This window comes from Streptomyces sp. NPDC002206 (genome assembly GCF_053593595.1).
This window is the reverse complement of the sequence record NZ_JBSFCW010000039.1, coordinates 26,716-42,373: the sequence shown is the minus strand read 5'-3', so window position 1 is coordinate 42,373 and position 15,658 is coordinate 26,716. Positions and strand designations below refer to the sequence as shown.

Annotated in this window: 16 protein-coding genes and 1 pseudogene; 9 read left to right on the top strand and 8 right to left on the bottom strand. The window is 69.8% G+C overall.

All coding sequences use genetic code 11. The features are described from left to right. Window positions 1-122: 122 nt before the first annotated feature. Window positions 123-1,121, top strand: coding sequence for a sigma-70 family RNA polymerase sigma factor (locus ACWCP8_RS36150; protein ID WP_352265375.1), 999 nt, complete (start codon window positions 123-125; stop codon window positions 1,119-1,121). Window positions 1,122-1,223: 102 nt separating this feature from the next. Here ACWCP8_RS36150 and ACWCP8_RS36145 read toward each other — a convergent pair whose 3' ends face one another. Then, complete coding sequence (locus tag ACWCP8_RS36145) at window positions 1,224-2,195, bottom strand: helix-turn-helix transcriptional regulator (protein ID WP_352265377.1); 972 nt, start codon at window positions 2,193-2,195, stop codon at window positions 1,224-1,226. A gap of 61 nt (window positions 2,196-2,256) precedes the next feature. Here ACWCP8_RS36145 and ACWCP8_RS36140 point away from each other — a divergent pair, with 61 nt between their 5' ends. Beyond that, window positions 2,257-3,807 (top strand): MFS transporter, encoded by a 1,551-nt coding sequence (locus ACWCP8_RS36140; protein WP_352265379.1) that lies wholly within the window; start codon window positions 2,257-2,259, stop codon window positions 3,805-3,807. A gap of 121 nt (window positions 3,808-3,928) precedes the next feature. Here ACWCP8_RS36140 and ACWCP8_RS36135 read toward each other — a convergent pair whose 3' ends face one another. The 3 genes from ACWCP8_RS36135 to ACWCP8_RS36125 form a co-directional block, all read right to left on the bottom strand. Next, entirely contained in the window at window positions 3,929-4,699 is a 771-nt protein-coding gene (locus tag ACWCP8_RS36135; protein WP_352265381.1) for a DUF6227 family protein, read from the bottom strand. 157 nt (window positions 4,700-4,856) lie between these two features. Continuing rightward, window positions 4,857-5,963 carry a P1 family peptidase gene (locus tag ACWCP8_RS36130; RefSeq protein ID WP_451120550.1) on the bottom strand — a complete coding sequence of 369 codons (1,107 nt, stop codon included), beginning with the start codon at window positions 5,961-5,963 and terminating at the stop codon, window positions 4,857-4,859. Between the two features lie 10 nt (window positions 5,964-5,973). Next, entirely contained in the window at window positions 5,974-7,164 is a 1,191-nt protein-coding gene (locus tag ACWCP8_RS36125) for a low temperature requirement protein A (RefSeq protein WP_451120548.1), read from the bottom strand. A 188-nt stretch (window positions 7,165-7,352) separates the two neighbouring features. Here ACWCP8_RS36125 and ACWCP8_RS36120 point away from each other — a divergent pair, with 188 nt between their 5' ends. The 6 genes from ACWCP8_RS36120 to ACWCP8_RS36095 are packed head-to-tail and all read left to right on the top strand — an operon-like array spanning window position 7,353 to window position 12,759. Beyond that, window positions 7,353-8,492: an MFS transporter gene (locus ACWCP8_RS36120; protein WP_451120546.1), complete on the top strand. Its 1,140-nt coding sequence runs from the start codon at window positions 7,353-7,355 to the stop codon at window positions 8,490-8,492. Continuing rightward, a complete protein-coding gene (locus tag ACWCP8_RS36115) occupies window positions 8,489-10,798 on the top strand; it encodes a molybdopterin oxidoreductase family protein (protein ID WP_352265387.1) in 2,310 nt (769 codons plus the stop codon). Before ACWCP8_RS36120 ends, ACWCP8_RS36115 begins: the two co-directional genes overlap by 4 nt. Before the next feature lie 7 nt (window positions 10,799-10,805). After that, entirely contained in the window at window positions 10,806-11,408 is a 603-nt protein-coding gene (locus tag ACWCP8_RS36110; protein ID WP_030926646.1) for a 4Fe-4S dicluster domain-containing protein, read from the top strand. Continuing rightward, window positions 11,405-12,127 (top strand): QcrA and Rieske domain-containing protein, encoded by a 723-nt coding sequence (locus ACWCP8_RS36105; RefSeq protein ID WP_451120543.1) that lies wholly within the window; start codon window positions 11,405-11,407, stop codon window positions 12,125-12,127. The genes ACWCP8_RS36110 and ACWCP8_RS36105 overlap by 4 nt, the downstream gene beginning before the upstream one ends. Beyond that, window positions 12,124-12,510: a DUF6755 family protein gene (locus tag ACWCP8_RS36100; RefSeq protein ID WP_352265392.1), complete on the top strand. Its 387-nt coding sequence runs from the start codon at window positions 12,124-12,126 to the stop codon at window positions 12,508-12,510. The genes ACWCP8_RS36105 and ACWCP8_RS36100 overlap by 4 nt, the downstream gene beginning before the upstream one ends. A gap of 21 nt (window positions 12,511-12,531) precedes the next feature. Further along, window positions 12,532-12,759: a hypothetical protein gene (locus ACWCP8_RS36095; protein WP_030976735.1), complete on the top strand. Its 228-nt coding sequence runs from the start codon at window positions 12,532-12,534 to the stop codon at window positions 12,757-12,759. Between the two features lie 19 nt (window positions 12,760-12,778). Here ACWCP8_RS36095 and ACWCP8_RS36090 read toward each other — a convergent pair. Both ACWCP8_RS36090 and ACWCP8_RS36085 read right to left on the bottom strand, forming a co-directional pair. Then, window positions 12,779-13,216 (bottom strand): annotated as a pseudogene (locus tag ACWCP8_RS36090) (large conductance mechanosensitive channel protein MscL); the annotation flags it as partial. A 168-nt stretch (window positions 13,217-13,384) separates the two neighbouring features. Next, complete coding sequence (locus ACWCP8_RS36085) at window positions 13,385-13,873, bottom strand: RcpC/CpaB family pilus assembly protein (RefSeq protein ID WP_352265636.1); 489 nt, start codon at window positions 13,871-13,873, stop codon at window positions 13,385-13,387. Between ACWCP8_RS36085 and ACWCP8_RS36080 the strand changes: the two genes are divergently transcribed. Continuing rightward, on the top strand, window positions 13,791-13,991 hold the full coding sequence (locus tag ACWCP8_RS36080) for a hypothetical protein (protein ID WP_352265660.1): 201 nt from the start codon (window positions 13,791-13,793) through the stop codon (window positions 13,989-13,991). The genes ACWCP8_RS36085 and ACWCP8_RS36080 overlap by 83 nt on opposite strands. Before the next feature lie 358 nt (window positions 13,992-14,349). On the opposite strand, the gene ACWCP8_RS36075 is transcribed toward ACWCP8_RS36080, so the two are convergent. Beyond that, complete coding sequence (locus tag ACWCP8_RS36075) at window positions 14,350-15,183, bottom strand: S-methyl-5'-thioadenosine phosphorylase (protein WP_352265394.1); 834 nt, start codon at window positions 15,181-15,183, stop codon at window positions 14,350-14,352. 91 nt (window positions 15,184-15,274) lie between these two features. Continuing rightward, the gene (locus ACWCP8_RS36070) at window positions 15,275-15,622 is read right to left on the bottom strand and encodes an FmdB family zinc ribbon protein (RefSeq protein ID WP_352265396.1); all 348 of its coding nucleotides are present in this window, start codon (window positions 15,620-15,622) and stop codon (window positions 15,275-15,277) included. Window positions 15,623-15,658 lie beyond the last annotated feature (36 nt).

Here is a 15,658-nt window from a genome sequence, read left to right as displayed (position 1 = left end):
GTACTGCATGATCGCGAAAATGAATGCGAGGCATGGGAATTCTGTCCGGATTCCAGTCGTTGTTTCCAACGGATGCAGGGCACCCGAGAGGGTGTCGCGACCTACTCAGCAAGGGAGCACGCATGGCAACCCGTGCCGTCGCCCGTCGTTCGTCCACCAGTGGTGGGAGCAGCCGGGCAAGCAGTGTTCGCGCCGTAGGCGGGGAAATCGCCGATCGCGACCTGGTCGGCATGTACCTGGACGAGATCGCGCGTACGCCGCTGCTCGACGCCGCGAAGGAGGTCGAGCTGTCGCAAGCCGTCGAGGCGGGCGTATTCGCCCGGCAGGTCCTCGACGGTGTGGTGGAGAGCGAAGCCGGTGGAGCGACGCGTGAGGAGCTGGAGGCGCTGGTCGCCGAGGGCGAGCGCGCCAAGGACATATTCATCCGTTCCAACCTTCGACTCGTGGTTGCTGTCGCCCGCCGCTATCCGCGGGCCGGGCTGCCCCTGCTCGACCTGATCCAGGAGGGGAACGCGGGTTTGGTGCGCGCGGTCGAGAAGTTCGACTACGCCAAGGGCTTCAAGTTCTCCACCTATGCGACGTGGTGGATCCGTCAGGCAATCACCCGCTCCATAGCCGACCAGTCCCGTACGATCCGGCTCCCTGTCCACCTGGTGGAGGAGCTCGGCCGGATCCGCCGTGTCCAGCGCGAGTTCAACCGTGAGCACGGGCGCGAGCCCGAGCACGCGGAGATAGCCGCCGAGCTGGACTCCACGCCCACGCGCGTCGGTGACGTCCTGGACTGGGCCCGCGACCCGGTCAGCCTCAACATGTCCGTGGACGACGAGGGCGAGACCCAGTTCGGTGATCTGCTGGAGGACACCTCCGCGGTGTCGCCCGAGCAGTCCGTGATGACGCTGCTGCGCAGCGAGGAGCTGGAAGACCTGATCGGCAAGCTCGACAACCGCACCGCGTCGATCATCCGTATGCGGTACGGCATCGAGGACGGACGTGAGCGGACTCTCACCGAGGTCGGCAAGCAGCACGGTCTGACGCGCGAGCGGATCCGGCAGATCGAGAAGCACGCACTGCTCGAACTGAAGCGAATGGCCCACGACACGGGTTTTGACGCTGCGGCGTGAGCCCGAGTCCAGTAGCCTCCGATATGAGCCGCTTCGGGCGGACCCCATGAGCTGAGTCCCGGCGCCCACCCCCCCCTGGCGCCGGGGCTCATTTCTTTGCCGTCACGGTGAGGAGAGTGCTGCCGCACGCGTCAGCCGGGCGCCCAGATCGCTCAGGAACTCCACCAGCTGCGCCGGCTGGTGCGCGGTGAACTCGCAGTCGACCAGTGCCAGTCGGAGTGCCACCCACTCCAGTGAGTCCGCCATGACCGCACGGAGCCGGCAGCTGTGCTCGCCGGTCGGCTCCAGCGGACCGAACGCCGGGGGCAGCCGCGCGGACACGAATTCCGCCGGGGCCGCGAAGCTCACATCGACCGCCAGCTCCGGCTGCCGGCGCCGGATGGAGTCGGTGAGGAAGGCCGCGGCGTCCCCCGTGGGCAGCTCACGCGGTGTGAAGCGGGCCCCCGTGGCGAACGGCTCGCTCACCCGGTCGACGCGGAACGTACGCCATGCCTCGCGCCCCAGGTCGTACGCGACGAGATACCACCGCCACCCCGTGCTCACCAGCCGGTACGGCTCGGCCTGCCGTTTCGTCTCGGCGCCGTCCCCCGCCCGGTACGCGAACCGCAGCCGCTCCCGGCCGGTGACCGCCGCCGCCATCACCGTCAGCGTGTGCGGATCGATGGTCGAACCGTCACCGCGGGTCAGTGGCATGGTTGCGTTCTGCAGGGTCGATACCCGGTGCCGCAGCCGGGACGGCAGCACCTGCTCCAGCTTGGCCAGGGCCCGCACGGATGCCTCGTCGACCCCCTCGATGGCATGCCCGGCCCCCGCCCGCAGCCCCACCGCGATCGCCACCGCCTCCTCGTCGTCCAGGAGCAGCGGCGGCATGGCTGCGCCTGCGACCAGGCGGTAGCCACCGACCGAGCCGCGCGACGCCTCGACCGGATAGCCGAGGTCGCGGAGCCGGTCGATGTCGCGGCGGATGGTGCGCGGGCTGACGTCGAGCCGCTCGGCGAGCTCGCTGCCCGGCCACTCGCGCGGCGTCTGGAGGAGCGACAGCAGATTCAGCAGTCGTGCCGGGGTATCGGTCATGGATCCAGGGTGCCGGTTCATTGGGTCATGACCTGACCTAATGGACGTTTAACTTCTTCATATGACTTCTTCCGCATCGCTGCCGTCCACGGCGGCCGTTCCCACGGTGCCCTCGGACCCGTCGGACCGGCGCCGGTGGTTCGCGCTCGCCATCGTGATGACCGCGGCCTTCATGGACCTGGTCGACGTCACGATCGTCAACATCGCCATACCGAGCATCAAGCGCGACACAGGTGCCTCGTTCAGCTCGATCCAGTGGATCACCGCCGGATACGCCCTGGCCTTCGCGGCCGGTCTGATCACGGGCGGCCGGCTCGGCGACATCTACGGCCGCAAGCGGCTCTTCCTCATCGGTATCGGCGGCTTCACGCTGGCCTCCGCGCTCTGCGGCTTCGCCGCGAACCCGGAGATGCTGGTCGCCTCCCGCATCCTGCAGGGCGGCACCGCCGCGCTGATGGTCCCGCAGGTGCTGTCGATCGTGCATGCCACGTTCCCGGCACACGAGCGCGGCAAGGTCTTCGGCCTCTTCGGTGCGATCGTCGGCCTCGGCGCGGTCTCGGGACCGCTGCTGGGCGCCCTGCTCACCGAGTGGAACATCGCGGGCCTGGAGTGGCGGCCAATCTTCCTGATCAACCTGCCGGTCGGCATCGCGGGACTGATCCTGGGCCGGAAGTTCATCACGGAGTCCAAGGCGCCGAAGGCGCTCCGCCTCGACCTGGTCGGTGTCGCGCTGGTGACGCTGGGACTGCTGATGCTGCTCTACCCACTGACCCGCGGGCGCGAGCTGGGCTGGCCGCTGTGGGGATACATGTCGATGATCGGCAGTGTCCTGGTGTTCGCGGCCCTGGTGCTGTTCGAGCGGGCGAAGGCGCGCAAGGACGGTTCGCCGCTCGTCGAGCTCTCGCTGTTCCGGGTCAAGAGCTTCGCGGCGGGTATCGCCGTCCAGCTCACCTTCGGGATCGGCCTCGGCATCTTCTTCCTGGTCTGGACGCTGTACATGCAAATCGGCCTCGGCTGGAGCGCGCTGCGGGCGGGCACGACCGGTATCCCGTTCTCGATCGCCGTCTCCTTCGCGGCCGGCATCTCCGTACAGAAGCTGGTACCCCGGTTCGGCCGCAAGGTCCTGCAGGCGGGCGCGCTGCTGATGGTCGCCGGACTGCTGCTCTACATCTGGGAGTCCGACCGCTACGGCATGGACATCGCCCCCTGGCAGATGGCTCTGCCGCTGGTCGTCATGGGGATCGGGATGGGGCTGATCGTGGCCCCGCTGACGGACGCGGTGCTGTCCGAGGTGCCGAAGGAACACTCCGGATCGGCGTCCGGGCTGATCAACACCGTGCAGCAGATGGGCAACGCGCTGGGGCTCGGACTCGTCTCGGTCGTCTTCTTCGGGTCGATCAGCGACCGGCTGGCGCCGCAGGCGATGGGCCCGGCGTTCGTCGAGGCGTTCCAGCACTCGCTGTGGTGGGTGGCCGGGGTGCTCGCGCTGATCTTCCTGGTGATGTTCGCGCTGCCGGCGCGACCGCGGCAGCACGTGGAGGGCGGCGAGGACGTCCAGGACGCCGACGCCACGCCGGGCGAGATGGCCGAGGAGGCCGCGCTGACGCACTGAGTGTGTCTGTCGGCCGGCCGAGCGCCTGCCTGCGCGGTGCCCGCACCCTCGGGGGTGCGGGCACCCTTGCGTGGGGCCCCGGCCGCTTGCGCGTGCTGCGGCGGGTGAGAGCCGTCGCCGGTCAGCAGATGTGCGTGCGGTTCTCCATCGCCTCGCGCGCCGCCTGCTCGTCCCCGTACACCTCGCACATGTGGCGGCCGTCGGGCGTCGCCGTGTGCTCGACCTCCCACAGGCTCGTCTCGCTGCCGTCGAGAAGCAGGAAGGCGTGCTCGTACAGGGTGAAACCGGCGTCCCGCCCGTCGACCCGGCGCTGCCGGCCGAAGATCTGGGTGATGTGGTGGGCGAAGGCGGCCCGCAGCAGACGCGCGGTCTCCTCGCCCGGCACGTCGCCGTTCTCCGCGCGGCGCAGCACGCGGCGGGCGTGGTCCGCGGAGTTGTCCGGCGCGTACATCCGGGGCAGCGGCGCCGGCGGCGCGGCCATCAGGACCGTGTGTATCTCCAGGTCCGCCTGCGGGGCGTCGTCGCCGAACGCCGGCATGTCGGAGAAGCTGCCGGCCAGCCGGGCGGCGGCCACATGGGCGTCGGCCTCGTCGTCGTACAGCTCGTGGTGCTGAGGGCCGGGCCGCGTCCGCGACCGGAGGTCCGTCGCGTCCCTGGCGCCCCCGTGGACCAGTTCCCACAGGGTCAGGGCCGAGCCGTCGGCCAGCAGATAGGTATGCCGGTAGGTCTCGCGGTGCAGTACGGAACTGTGGTGCGAGGAGTGCAGGGAGCTGCTGTGGGCCAGTGCCGTGCCGAGTCTCTCGACCGTGCAGTCGGGCAGGTCGAAAGAGTTGAGTGCGCGTCGCAGGAGTCGCTCGAGGTGCTGCTCGGTTGTCTCGTACGGATCGCTCAAGGTGCTGTCTCCAGGCCGTCGCCGCGTGTTACACGATGCGTGCTTAACGTAGTCCCTGGGTCTGACATCGAGACCGGGGTTCCGGAAAACGTACGGCACACGCGGATAGTTCCTGGCGTTTCGTCCGAACTTCCTTGTGCGGATGGCGAGTCGGCGGTCAGCCGCTGCCGTAGAGATCGCTGTACGAGGGGTACGTGCCCGCGCCGGGGCGGCGGGCGTCGACGCTCTCGGCCGCCCGTACGGCCTTCACGATCGCGCGCGTCAGCACGTCCGCGCCCGCCGTCAGGAGTTCGTTCAGCGCGATGGGGTTGTCCGGGGGCAGCGGCCGCTCACCGGTGGCGAGCGCGAAGACCGTGTCCCCGTCGTTCAGCAGGTGTACGGGACGCACGGCGCGCGCCAGTCCGTCGTGCGCCGTGCCCGCGAGCTTCTGCGCCTGCGCCCGGGTGAGATCCGCGTCCGTGGCGACGACGGCGAGCGTGGTGTTGAGCGGAGGGCGGGTCTCTGCGTCCCGCGCTTCGGCCAGTCGGCGCCCGGCGGTCCTGTGGACCTCCGCCGGGGGGTACACGGGCGGTTCGGCGGCTCCGTACTCGCCGTACAGCACCCCGGTCACCGGATCGACCACCGAACCTGCCGCGTTCACCACGACCAGCACGCCGACCGTGATCCCCGACGGCAGCCGCACGCTCGCCGTGCCCACACCGCCCTTGACCCGGCCTGCGACCGCTCCTGTGCCGGCGCCGACCCCGCCCTCCGCGACCGGGGCACCCGACTCCGTACCTGCCGCGGCCTCCACCGCGGCGCGGCCGGTCGAGGCGTCCGGGCGGGCCCGCCAGTCGCCGCCCCGCCCCAGGTCGAAGATGCACGCGGCCGGGACCACCGGCACCACCTGAGACGGATCGGGACCGACCCGCACGCCCCGCCCCTGCTCCTCCAGCCAGGCCATCACGCCGGACGCCGCGTCCAGTCCGTACGCGCTGCCGCCCGTCAGGACGACGGCGTCGATGCGCTGCACCAGATTGCGGGGGTCGAGCGCGTCCGTCTCCCGGGTGCCCGGGCCGCCGCCCCGTACGTCGACGGCGGCGACCGCGCCGCCCTCGGGGGCGAGGACGACGGTGGTGCCGGTCAGCGCGCCGTCGCCGGACACCCGCGCATGACCGACCCGCAGCCCGGCGACATCCGTCAGCGCGTCCCTCCCGGCCGCGGGGAGGACGGTCGGCGGCTGCGCGCCCTGTGCCTGGCCCTGCCCGGTGTGCTGTCCGGCCATCGTGTGCTCCTCACGCGTGGGTCGGCGGAACGGGGGTGGAAACCGGTCCGCCCGGTGCCGGGCGCCGCGACAGCGCCACTCCGGCCGCCACGGTCGCGGCCGCCACCAGGCCTGCCGCTAAGACCGCATACTCCCCGGCGAACGTACAGGCCAGGATGGCCACCGCGGCCAGGGGGAGGGGCAGTTGCTCCGCGAGGTCGCGCTTGAAGTGGCGGGCGTGCAGCAGCCAGACCGTCAGCAGAAAAACTGCCGAGGGGACGGTCACGGCGGCCGAGGCGGCTGCCGTCGACACATGGGCCTTTCCGGTGGCCTCCTCCACCGCGACCTCGATGCCCGCGCCGATCGCGGCGGCGGAACCGAAGATCACGTAGTGGCCGTATCCCCAAATGAACGACTGCCTGCTGCCACGGAGATAGTGGTGGATCGGCACGGCGAAATAGATCCACCAGCCGGCGAAGACGATCAGCAGTCCGCCCGCGGCGACCGGCAGCAGTTCGCCCAGCGCGTCGTGCTCGTCGACCGACTCCTGGACGGCGACCGTTGCCGCGGCGATCGTCTCGCCGAGCACGATGATGGTGAACAGGCCGTACCGTTCGCCGATGTGATGCGGATGCCAGCTCGTCCCGCGCTCGCGCTCGGCGACGGCCGGAACTGACAGCTCGCACAGGGCGAGCAGCACGTAGACCGCGGTACGGGTGCCGGCCATGTCGGCGGGCACGAACAGTATGCCGATCCAGCCCAGTTGGGCCAGGACGATCCCGATGGCGTACCGCTGCGCGACCCTGCGTTCCGCGCCCTCGGAACTGTGGGCCACCCGCAGCCACTGGCTGGTGAGCGCGAGCCGCATCACCACATAGCCGATGACACCGAGCGTCCAGTCCCCGTTGTCGAAGGCGCGCGGCACCCCGGCGGCGAAGATGAGCACACCGGTGATCTGGACGAACGTGACCAGGCGGTACAGCGTGTCGTCGGTGTCGTACGCGGAGGCGAACCAGGAGAAGTTCACCCAGGCCCACCAGATCCCGAAGAACACGGCCAGATAGCCGGCGATCCCGGTGCCGGGATGTCCCTCGGCGAGGGCATGCACGAGACGACCGCCCGCCTGGGCGACAGCCACGACGAAGCACAGGTCGAAGAAGAGTTCCAGCGGGGTCGAGGTGCGGTGCTTCTCGGTGCGGCTGCGGGCGGTCATCCGGGGCATGGGGCCCAGCACAGCAGACCACTCCGGTGGCTGGTGGCGGGACGCGCAGATCGTACGGGGAAAGCGTCCCGGTCAGGTCCTGCGCGGCGGACCGTCGCTCGACCGGGCTTCGTGCCGCCGGGTGACGCGCTCACTCAGCCGGACGCCAAATCGGGACCAACCGACCTATCCGGCCCTACGGTGGGCGGGTGACCGAGCCCCCAGAAGCCGCAGACGAAGGCGCAACCGCAGCAGCCACCGCGCCGAACCCGGCCGTGGACACGCCCGCACCGCCCGCTCCCGGCAGCGCCCGCACCTCGGTCCTCCGGTCCGTCACCTCCCGCGCGACCGCGGTCGGCGTCATCGTCTCCGTCCTGCTGATCCTCGCGATCGTGTTCGGCAGCCGGCTTCTGGAGAACTTCGACTCCGCCCTCCTCCCGTATGCGGTCGCCACGGTCTTCCTCGCCTTCGGCGTCGCCTACCGCTACACGGTCTGGGTCTCCGCGCCCGGGGCCCGGCGCCTGTTCAAGCAGGGCTGGCGCAGCTTCTTCTCCATGGCCAACTTCCGCAAGAGCCCTACCGCCCTGCCGAGGATGATCGCCACTTATCTGGGCTTCCAGAAGTTCCTCGGCGCCCGCTCGCACGCCCGCTGGGCCGCCCACCAGCTGATCTTCTGGGGCTGCATCCTCGCCTCCCTGATCACGTTCCCGCTGACCTGGGGCTGGTTCACCTTCACCTCCGGCACCGGCTCGGGCCCCGGCTACGAGATGCGCATCTGGGGCTTCAAGATCATCGGCTTCGATTCGCTGAACGTCCTCGGCTGGCTGATGTTCCACGGCCTGGACATCGCCGCGGTGCTCGTCATCCCCGGTGCCTCCTACTTCCTCTGGCGCCGTATGAAGGACCGCGGTGCCATCACCGGCCAGCGCTTCGGCTACGACCTCGTGCCGCTGATCGCCCTGATCGTCATCTCCGTGACCGGTCTGCTGCTCACCTTCTCGTCGATCTTCCTGCACGGCGGCGGATACGAATTCCTGGGGATCCTCCACATGGTGTCGGTGGTCTTCACTCTCATCTACATCCCGTTCGGGAAGTTCTTCCACATCGTCCAGCGCCCGGCCGCGGTCGGTATGCAGCTGTTCAAGTACACCGGCCGGCAGGACCAGGAGATCTTCAGCTGCCGTCGCTGCGAGGAACCCATCGACACCGGGCCGTACGTCGAGAACCTCCGCGGCACCATGCGCGATCTCAGCCTCGACTTCGACGAGTGGGCCGAATACTGCCCGCGCTGCAAACGGGTGCTGCGCGGCAGCGCCTATCTCTCCCATGTGAAGAAGGGCTTCAAGTGACCGCCGACCCCCGTCCGGTCGTCCCGCTCGACCCCTCCCTCGCACCGCCGGGCACCCGGGCCTTCCGGGACGCCGGCGGCATCCCGGCCGACCAGTGGCGCGCCGACCAGGACGGCGAGACGCTCGTCCCCACCCACTGCTGCTTCTGCGGCGTCCAGTGCGGGATGTATCTGCGCGTCGACCGCGGCGGCAAGGTCTTCGGCGTCGAACCCCGCAACCACGACATCAACCGGATGCGGCTCTGCCCCAAGGGCATCAATGCGTATCAGCAGGTCAACCACCCCGACCGGCTCACCGCCCCGCTGATGCGCCGCTCTCGCGACGAGGTGTTCCGCGAGGTCTCCTGGGACGAGGCGCTCGACTTCACGGTCTCCGAGATCAAACGCATCCAGCAGGCCCACGGCAACGACGCCTTCGGGCTCCTCGGCGGTGCCAGCTTGTTCTCCGAGAAGACGTATCTCGTCGGCAAATTCGCCCGGGTCGCCCTCAAGTCCCGGCATGTCGACTACAACGGCCGGCTCTGCATGGTCAGTGCCGCGGGTGCCAACAAGCTCGCCTTCGGCATCGACCGGGCGGGCAACCCCTTCGCCGACTGCCTGCTCACCGACTGCCTGCTGATCGCGGGCTCCAACGTCGGCGAATGCTTCCCCGTGATGACCCAGTACGTGTGGGGAGCCCGGGACCGCGGTGCCAGCCTGATCGTCGTCGACCCGCGCGAGACCGCAATCGCCCGCACCGCCGACATCCATGTCGCCCTCAAGCCGGGCACCGACTCGGCCTTCTTCACCTCCGTCCTGAACGTGGTCATCGAGGAGGGCCTCACCGACGAGGCATATCTCGCCGCCCACGCCACCGGCTGGGACGAGGTCAAGGCCAAGGCCGCCGAATACCCACCGTCCCGCGCCGCCGAGATCTGCGGCATCCCCGCCGAACAGATCGTCCAGGTCGCGCGCACCTTCGCCCGCGCCCCCAAGGCCATGGCCTGGCATGCCCGCGGTATCGAACACCACTCGCAGGGCGTCGAGAACTGCCTCGCCGTGATCAACCTCTGCGCCGCCACCGGCCACATCGGCAAGCCCGGCGCCGGCTACGGCACCCTCACCGGCCAGGGCAACGGGCAGGGTGGCCGCGAGCACGGCCAGAAGGCCGACCTCCTCCCCGGCGGCCGCTCGATCATGAACGAGGAGCACCGCCGGCAGATCTGCGAGATCTGGGGCATCGAGGAGTCCGAACTCCCGCCCGCCGGTACCTCGATGATGGAAATGGTCTGGCAGATGCAGCGCCGCGAGATCCGCGGCCTGATCGGCATCTGCAACAACCCCTTCGTCTCCCTGCCCAATTACCGGGTGGTCAAGGAGGGGTACGACGCCACCGAATTCCATGCCCAATTCGACTTCTTCCTTTCCGAGACCGCTGCCAACGCACATGTCGTCTTTCCCGTCACCACCTGGGCCGAGGACGAAGGGGTGATGGCCAACGCCGAGGCCCGCGTGGTCAAGCACAACAAGGCCCAGGAGGCGCCTCCCGGGGTACGGACCGACACTTGGGTGATGTGCGAACTCGCCCGGCGGCTCGGCGCGGGCGACAAATTCGCGTTCGCCGACTCGCGCGCGGTCTTCGACGAGCTGCGGATCGCCTCCGCCGGAACCGTCAACGACTACTACGGAATCACCTACGAACGGCTGGAGGAGACCGGCGGCATCGCCTGGCCCTGCCCCTCCACCGACCACCCCGGCACCCCCCGGCTCTTCGAGGACGGCAGGACCTACCACCCCGACGGCAAGATCCATCTGCAGGTCGTCGAGTGGCACCCGCCGATGGACCCGTACGACGACGAGCACCCCATGTCGCTCACCACCGGCCGCACCGTCGCCCACTTCCTCTCCGGCAACCAGACCCGCCGGCTGGGCGCCCTCGTCGAACAGACCCCGCGCCCCTGGGCCGAGGTCCACCCCTCCCACGGCTTCCGTAACGGCGAACCGGTCCGCGTCATCACCCGGCGCGGCAGCGAGGTCTTTCCTGCCCTCGTCACCGAGGCGATCCGCCCCGACACCGTCTTCATCCCGTACCACTGGCCGATCCCCACCGCCGCCAACGCCCTCACCATCGACGCCCTCGACCCCCGCTCCAAGATCCCCGAGTACAAGGTGTGCGCCTGCCGCATCGAGCACGCCGAAAAGATCGACGAGGTCCCAGCACCTCCTGTCGCACCCGGCCATGTCGCCTACCCGGAGGCCCAGGTCTCCCGTACCGACCCGCTGCCGCCCACCGCCCCGCAGGGCCGTGGCACCTCGGAGAGGAGCTGAGGCCCGCATGATGGGCAGAACGATCTTCATCGACCCGGGGCGCTGCATCGGCTGCCAGGCCTGTGTCTCCGCCTGCCGGGAATGCGACTCGCACCGCGGCAAGTCGATGATCCACCTCGATTACACCGACGAGGGTCACTCCGTCGCCTCCCTCCCCACGGTCTGTATGCACTGCGAGGACCCGGTCGCCCCGTGCGCCGAGGTCTGCCCCGCCGACGCGATCCTGGTCACCGCCGACGGCGTGGTGCAGCAGGCCGACACCACCCGCTGCATCGGCTGCGCCAACTGCGTCAACGCCTGCCCCTTCGGCGTCCCGAAGATCGACCTCCAGGCGAAGCTGCAGATGAAGTGCAACCTCTGCTACGACCGCACCGCCTACGGCCTCGCCCCCATGTGCGCCACCGTCTGCCCGACCGGGGCGCTGTTCTACGGAACGGCCGAGGAGCTCCAGGCAGAGCGGCCCGGCGTCCAGATCGCCGACACCTTCACCTTCGGCGAGACCGAGGTCCGCACCGGCGTGGCCATGGTCGTCCCCGCCGACAAGGTCCAGTGGCCGGTGCCCGGCGGTCTTCCCGTCGTCGAGATCAACGGGAAGGACGTCCGCCGATGAGCGTCACCGAACAGCCGCCGACCGGGGACCGGAGCCCCCACGGAGACGCGCGCAAGGCCCTGCACGACCGGATCGCCGCCGACTCCCTCACCACCCGGCGCGACTATCTCCGGATCGTCGCCACCGTCTCCGGCGGACTCGCCGTCGGTGGCCTCGGCGTGGCCGGCGGCATGCTCCCGCGCCACGGGGACACCGATGACGCCAAGGCACCCGAACCGAGAAAGATCACCGCTCAGCTCCTGCCCGGCGAGTCCATCGCCTTCAGCTACCCCGAGGAGGATGACAAGGCGGTCGCCGTCCGGATGGACGACGGCACTCTCGTCGGTTACTCGGCGATCTGCACCCATCTCGCCTGCGGGGTGCTCTGGCGCAAGGACCGCGGTCCGGAAGGGGGGCTCTACTGCCCCTGCCACGAGGGCATCTTCGATGTGCGTACCGGAGAAGTCACCGCCGGACCGCCGCCACGTCCCCTGCCCAAGGTGGCGCTCACCGAGCAGGCCGACGGCAGCGTCTGGGCCATCGGCACCACCCGTTCCGGAGAGAGTATCGAGCACGGTCTGTGCCGCCAGATCAGCGAGGAACGGCCGGACCTCGCCTCGCGGATCGGCTGCCCCTCGGTCCGGGACGGCGGTGCGGAGGCACCTCCGGCGCATGCTCCCGGCGCGAAGGCTCCCCGTACCGGGGCAACTGAAGCCGAGACCCCCGGCAGGCGGACATGACCGACGCCCAGCAGCCCGCCGACCCGGAGCGCCCCGCCTATCCGGAGTACCACCCGGGCAGCGCCCGGCCGGAGCTGAACCGACCCGTCCGCGAGCGGTATCCGCAGATCCGCTCCACCAGTGGCTACGGCGACCCTCGGGTCCGCCGCACCGGTCCGGGCCCGGGAGCGGGCACCGACCAGGAACCCGAGCGCTCCTCGAAACTGACGGCCCGGCTGGCCCTTGCCATGACCGTCGTCATCGGCCAGCTCTGGGGGCTGACCGTCGTCGTCGACGAATGGATGGAGGGCAATACCGGAACGGCCTGGTGGGGTGCGGGCTTCCTCTGTCTGTCGTTCCTCGTCGTCCTGGGGCTCTGGATGCTCGACCCGAAGGATCGCTGACCGTCGCCGTACCCTGGTGGTATGAGCACCGCCCCCACCCCCGGACCGCGCGATTCGAAACCGACGCAGCCGACAAATCCGACACAGCCGGAGCAGAGGAAGCCCAAGCCGGCTCTGATCTTCGACGATCCGCTGGACCAGCAGTCCGCGGACGATACGGACCGAGCGTGGGGCGAGCGGGCTCCGGCCGGCGGCAGCGCCGCCGACCTTGCGCGCTTCCTCGACGAGAAGCCACCCCACCACGTCTGAGTTACTCGTCGTGGCCTCGCCCGCCGGACCGCTGCGAGACGAGAACGTCGCGGATCTCCTTCAGCACCTCCAGCTCGCTCACCTCCAACGTCTCCTGCACGCCGTCCTTGGCAGCCGGCATCGCCGCTCGCCCGGCCAGGTACTTGGCCATCGGCAGCACCATCAGGAAGTAGACGACGGCTGCCGTGATCACGAAGCTGAGCGTGGCGCTGAGCACCGAGCCCCACAGGATCCGGATGCCCTCGGTCGGCTCGCCCGTCTTCGGGTCCGTGACACAGGGGCCCTTGAGGCAGGAGCTGCAGCTCTCCAGATCCTTGGTGCCGAGCGCACCGACGAGCGGATTGATGACGCCCTTGACGAACGCGTTCACGATGTTGGTGAACGCGGCGCCGATGACGACCGCGATCGCCCGGTCGATCACATTGCCGCGCAACAGGACGACCTTGAAGCCTCACATCAGGCTGACCTTCTTCTTCTCGCCCACGAGTGAGTCTTCCTCCGCATGCGCCGTAGGGGGAACGAACTGTTCCGCAACCTACGGCTGCACGAGGCAAAACCACCCAATCCGCGCCTTCTGGCCGGTGACTTGACGGCTCATCAATGCGAATGGGCCGGTGTGCCCGGTTCAGCACAGCGTCACCGCCAGCCGGGCCGAGATCCCTGCGCCGGCCAGCGACGCCGCCGTGCTCCGGGGCACGGACAGCACGACCAGCGCGCCACCCTCCGAGGGGTCTTCGGCAGCACCATCGGCCGCCGTCTGCGGCACCGCCGCCACCCGGGCCCCCTTCGCCACCACCCTGGCATCTGCCCCGGAGCCCTCGCCCGCGATCACATCGACGCGGTCGCCCGGGCGCAACAGCCGTACCGTCGCCGCATCCGCAATCCGGACCGGCGCCGACACCAGCTGAACCGGTCGCCGCTCCCCCTCCGGCGCCGAGCCTCCCGCGCGGTCCGCCGCCCCGCTGCCACCGTCACCACCGGTCAGTCCTGTCGCGGCCAGCGCCGCAGCTGTCAGTGCCAGTCCGGCCGCCATGGCGCGGCGCTGTCGCCACACCGCCCGCCGTAACCGACGCCCACCACCCCCGCGCACCCGCAGCGGCGCGAACGCGGGCACCCCACAGGGCGGCGGCGCCGACACCGGCGGACCGGGGACCGTCGGACGCACATCGGACGAGGACGTGGTCGGAGAAACGGGCGGGAACATGGCCGACACCACCTGCCGTGAGGAGTGAGGAGTACGAAGTCCGGCGTTCGGGCGAACACCGACGCCCCTCACGATCCACCGTCCCCGAGATTCCCGCCGAGCCCTGTGGACGGCGCACACGCTGTGGACAAGTCGGTCACCCACCCGCGCCCCACCCGTCTCGCAGAGCCAAGATCGGAGCCAGGCCGGAAGGAGCAGGACCAGCCCCGAACAGGACCAGCCCCGATCCAGGACCAGCCCCGAACAACCAGCCCCGAACAAACCAGGACCAGCCCGGAGCGAGCACCAAACCGGCCCCAGGACCAGGCCGGACCCAGCAACCCGGACCAGGACCGGGCCGGAGCCAGGACCAGGCCGGACCCAGGGCCGAGCCGCGGTCGCACCCCCTACGGCAGTTCGATCCCCGTCTCGATCCCGTCCAGCGCACGCGCACAAGAACAGCTGCGCTCCCCTTCCGCAGGCAGCGCCGTCACCGCGGCGAACAGCACCGCCCGCAGCCGGTCCACGTTGGCCGCGAACACCTTCAGTACGTCCCCGTGGGAGACGCCCTCGCCCGCCTCGGCGCCCGCGTCCAGGTCCGTCACCAGCGTCATCGTCGTGTAGCAGAGCCCCAGTTCACGGGCGAGCACGGCCTCTGGATGCCCGGTCATGCCGACCACCGACCAGCCCATCGCCGCATGCCAACGCGATTCGGCCCGGGTCGAGAAGCGCGGCCCCTCGACGACCACCAGGGTCCCGCCGTCCACCGGCTCCCAGCCCTTGGCGCGGGCCGAGGCCAGTGCGACCTTGCGCCCCTCGGGGCAGTACGGGTCGGCGAAGGCGAGGTGCACCACGTTCGACGCCACGCCGTCCGCGCGGGTCTCCCCGTCGTAATACGTCTGCGTGCGGGCCTTGGTGCGGTCCACCATCTGGTCCGGTACGAGCAGCGTCCCCGGTCCGTACTCCGGACGCAGCCCGCCGACCGCACACGGGCCGAGCACCTGACGTACGCCGACGGACCGCAGAGCCCACAGGTTGGCGCGGTAGTTGATGCGGTGCGGCGGCACATGGTGGCCGCGTCCGTGGCGGGGGAGGAAGGCGACTCGGCGGCCGCCGATCTCACCGAGGAAGACGGAATCGCTCGGCTGTCCGTACGGGGTGTCGACGCGAACCTCGGTGACGTCCTCCAGGAAGGAGTACAAGCCCGAGCCGCCGATGACACCGATCTCTGCGTTCACCATGTGATCACACTAGCGGGGCTGTAAATGCCGAGGGCCCCGCCGATCGGATCGGCGGGGCCCTCGGACGAAATGTGAAGCTGCGTACCTCGGCTCAGGCGGCCGACGTACCGCTCGACGACGACGCGGAGGACGACGACGAGGAAGAGGAAGCAGCGGCGGACGAAGGCGCGGACGACTTCGAGTCCGACCCCGTCGAGGAAGTCGACGAAGCGGAACCGGATGCCTTCGCGGACGCCGAAGCCGGCGCGCTGCTCGACGAGGAGCCGCGGCTGTCGTTCCGGTAGAAACCGGAACCCTTGAAGACAATGCCGACCGCCGAGAACACCTTCTTCAGGCGTCCCTCGCAGTTCGGGCACACGGTCAGAGCGTCATCGGTGAACTTCTGCACCGCCTCGAGGCCCTCGCCACATTCGGTGCACTGGTACTGATAGGTCGGCACTTGTCTTCCTCCTGGCACTCTCACTCGATGAGTGCT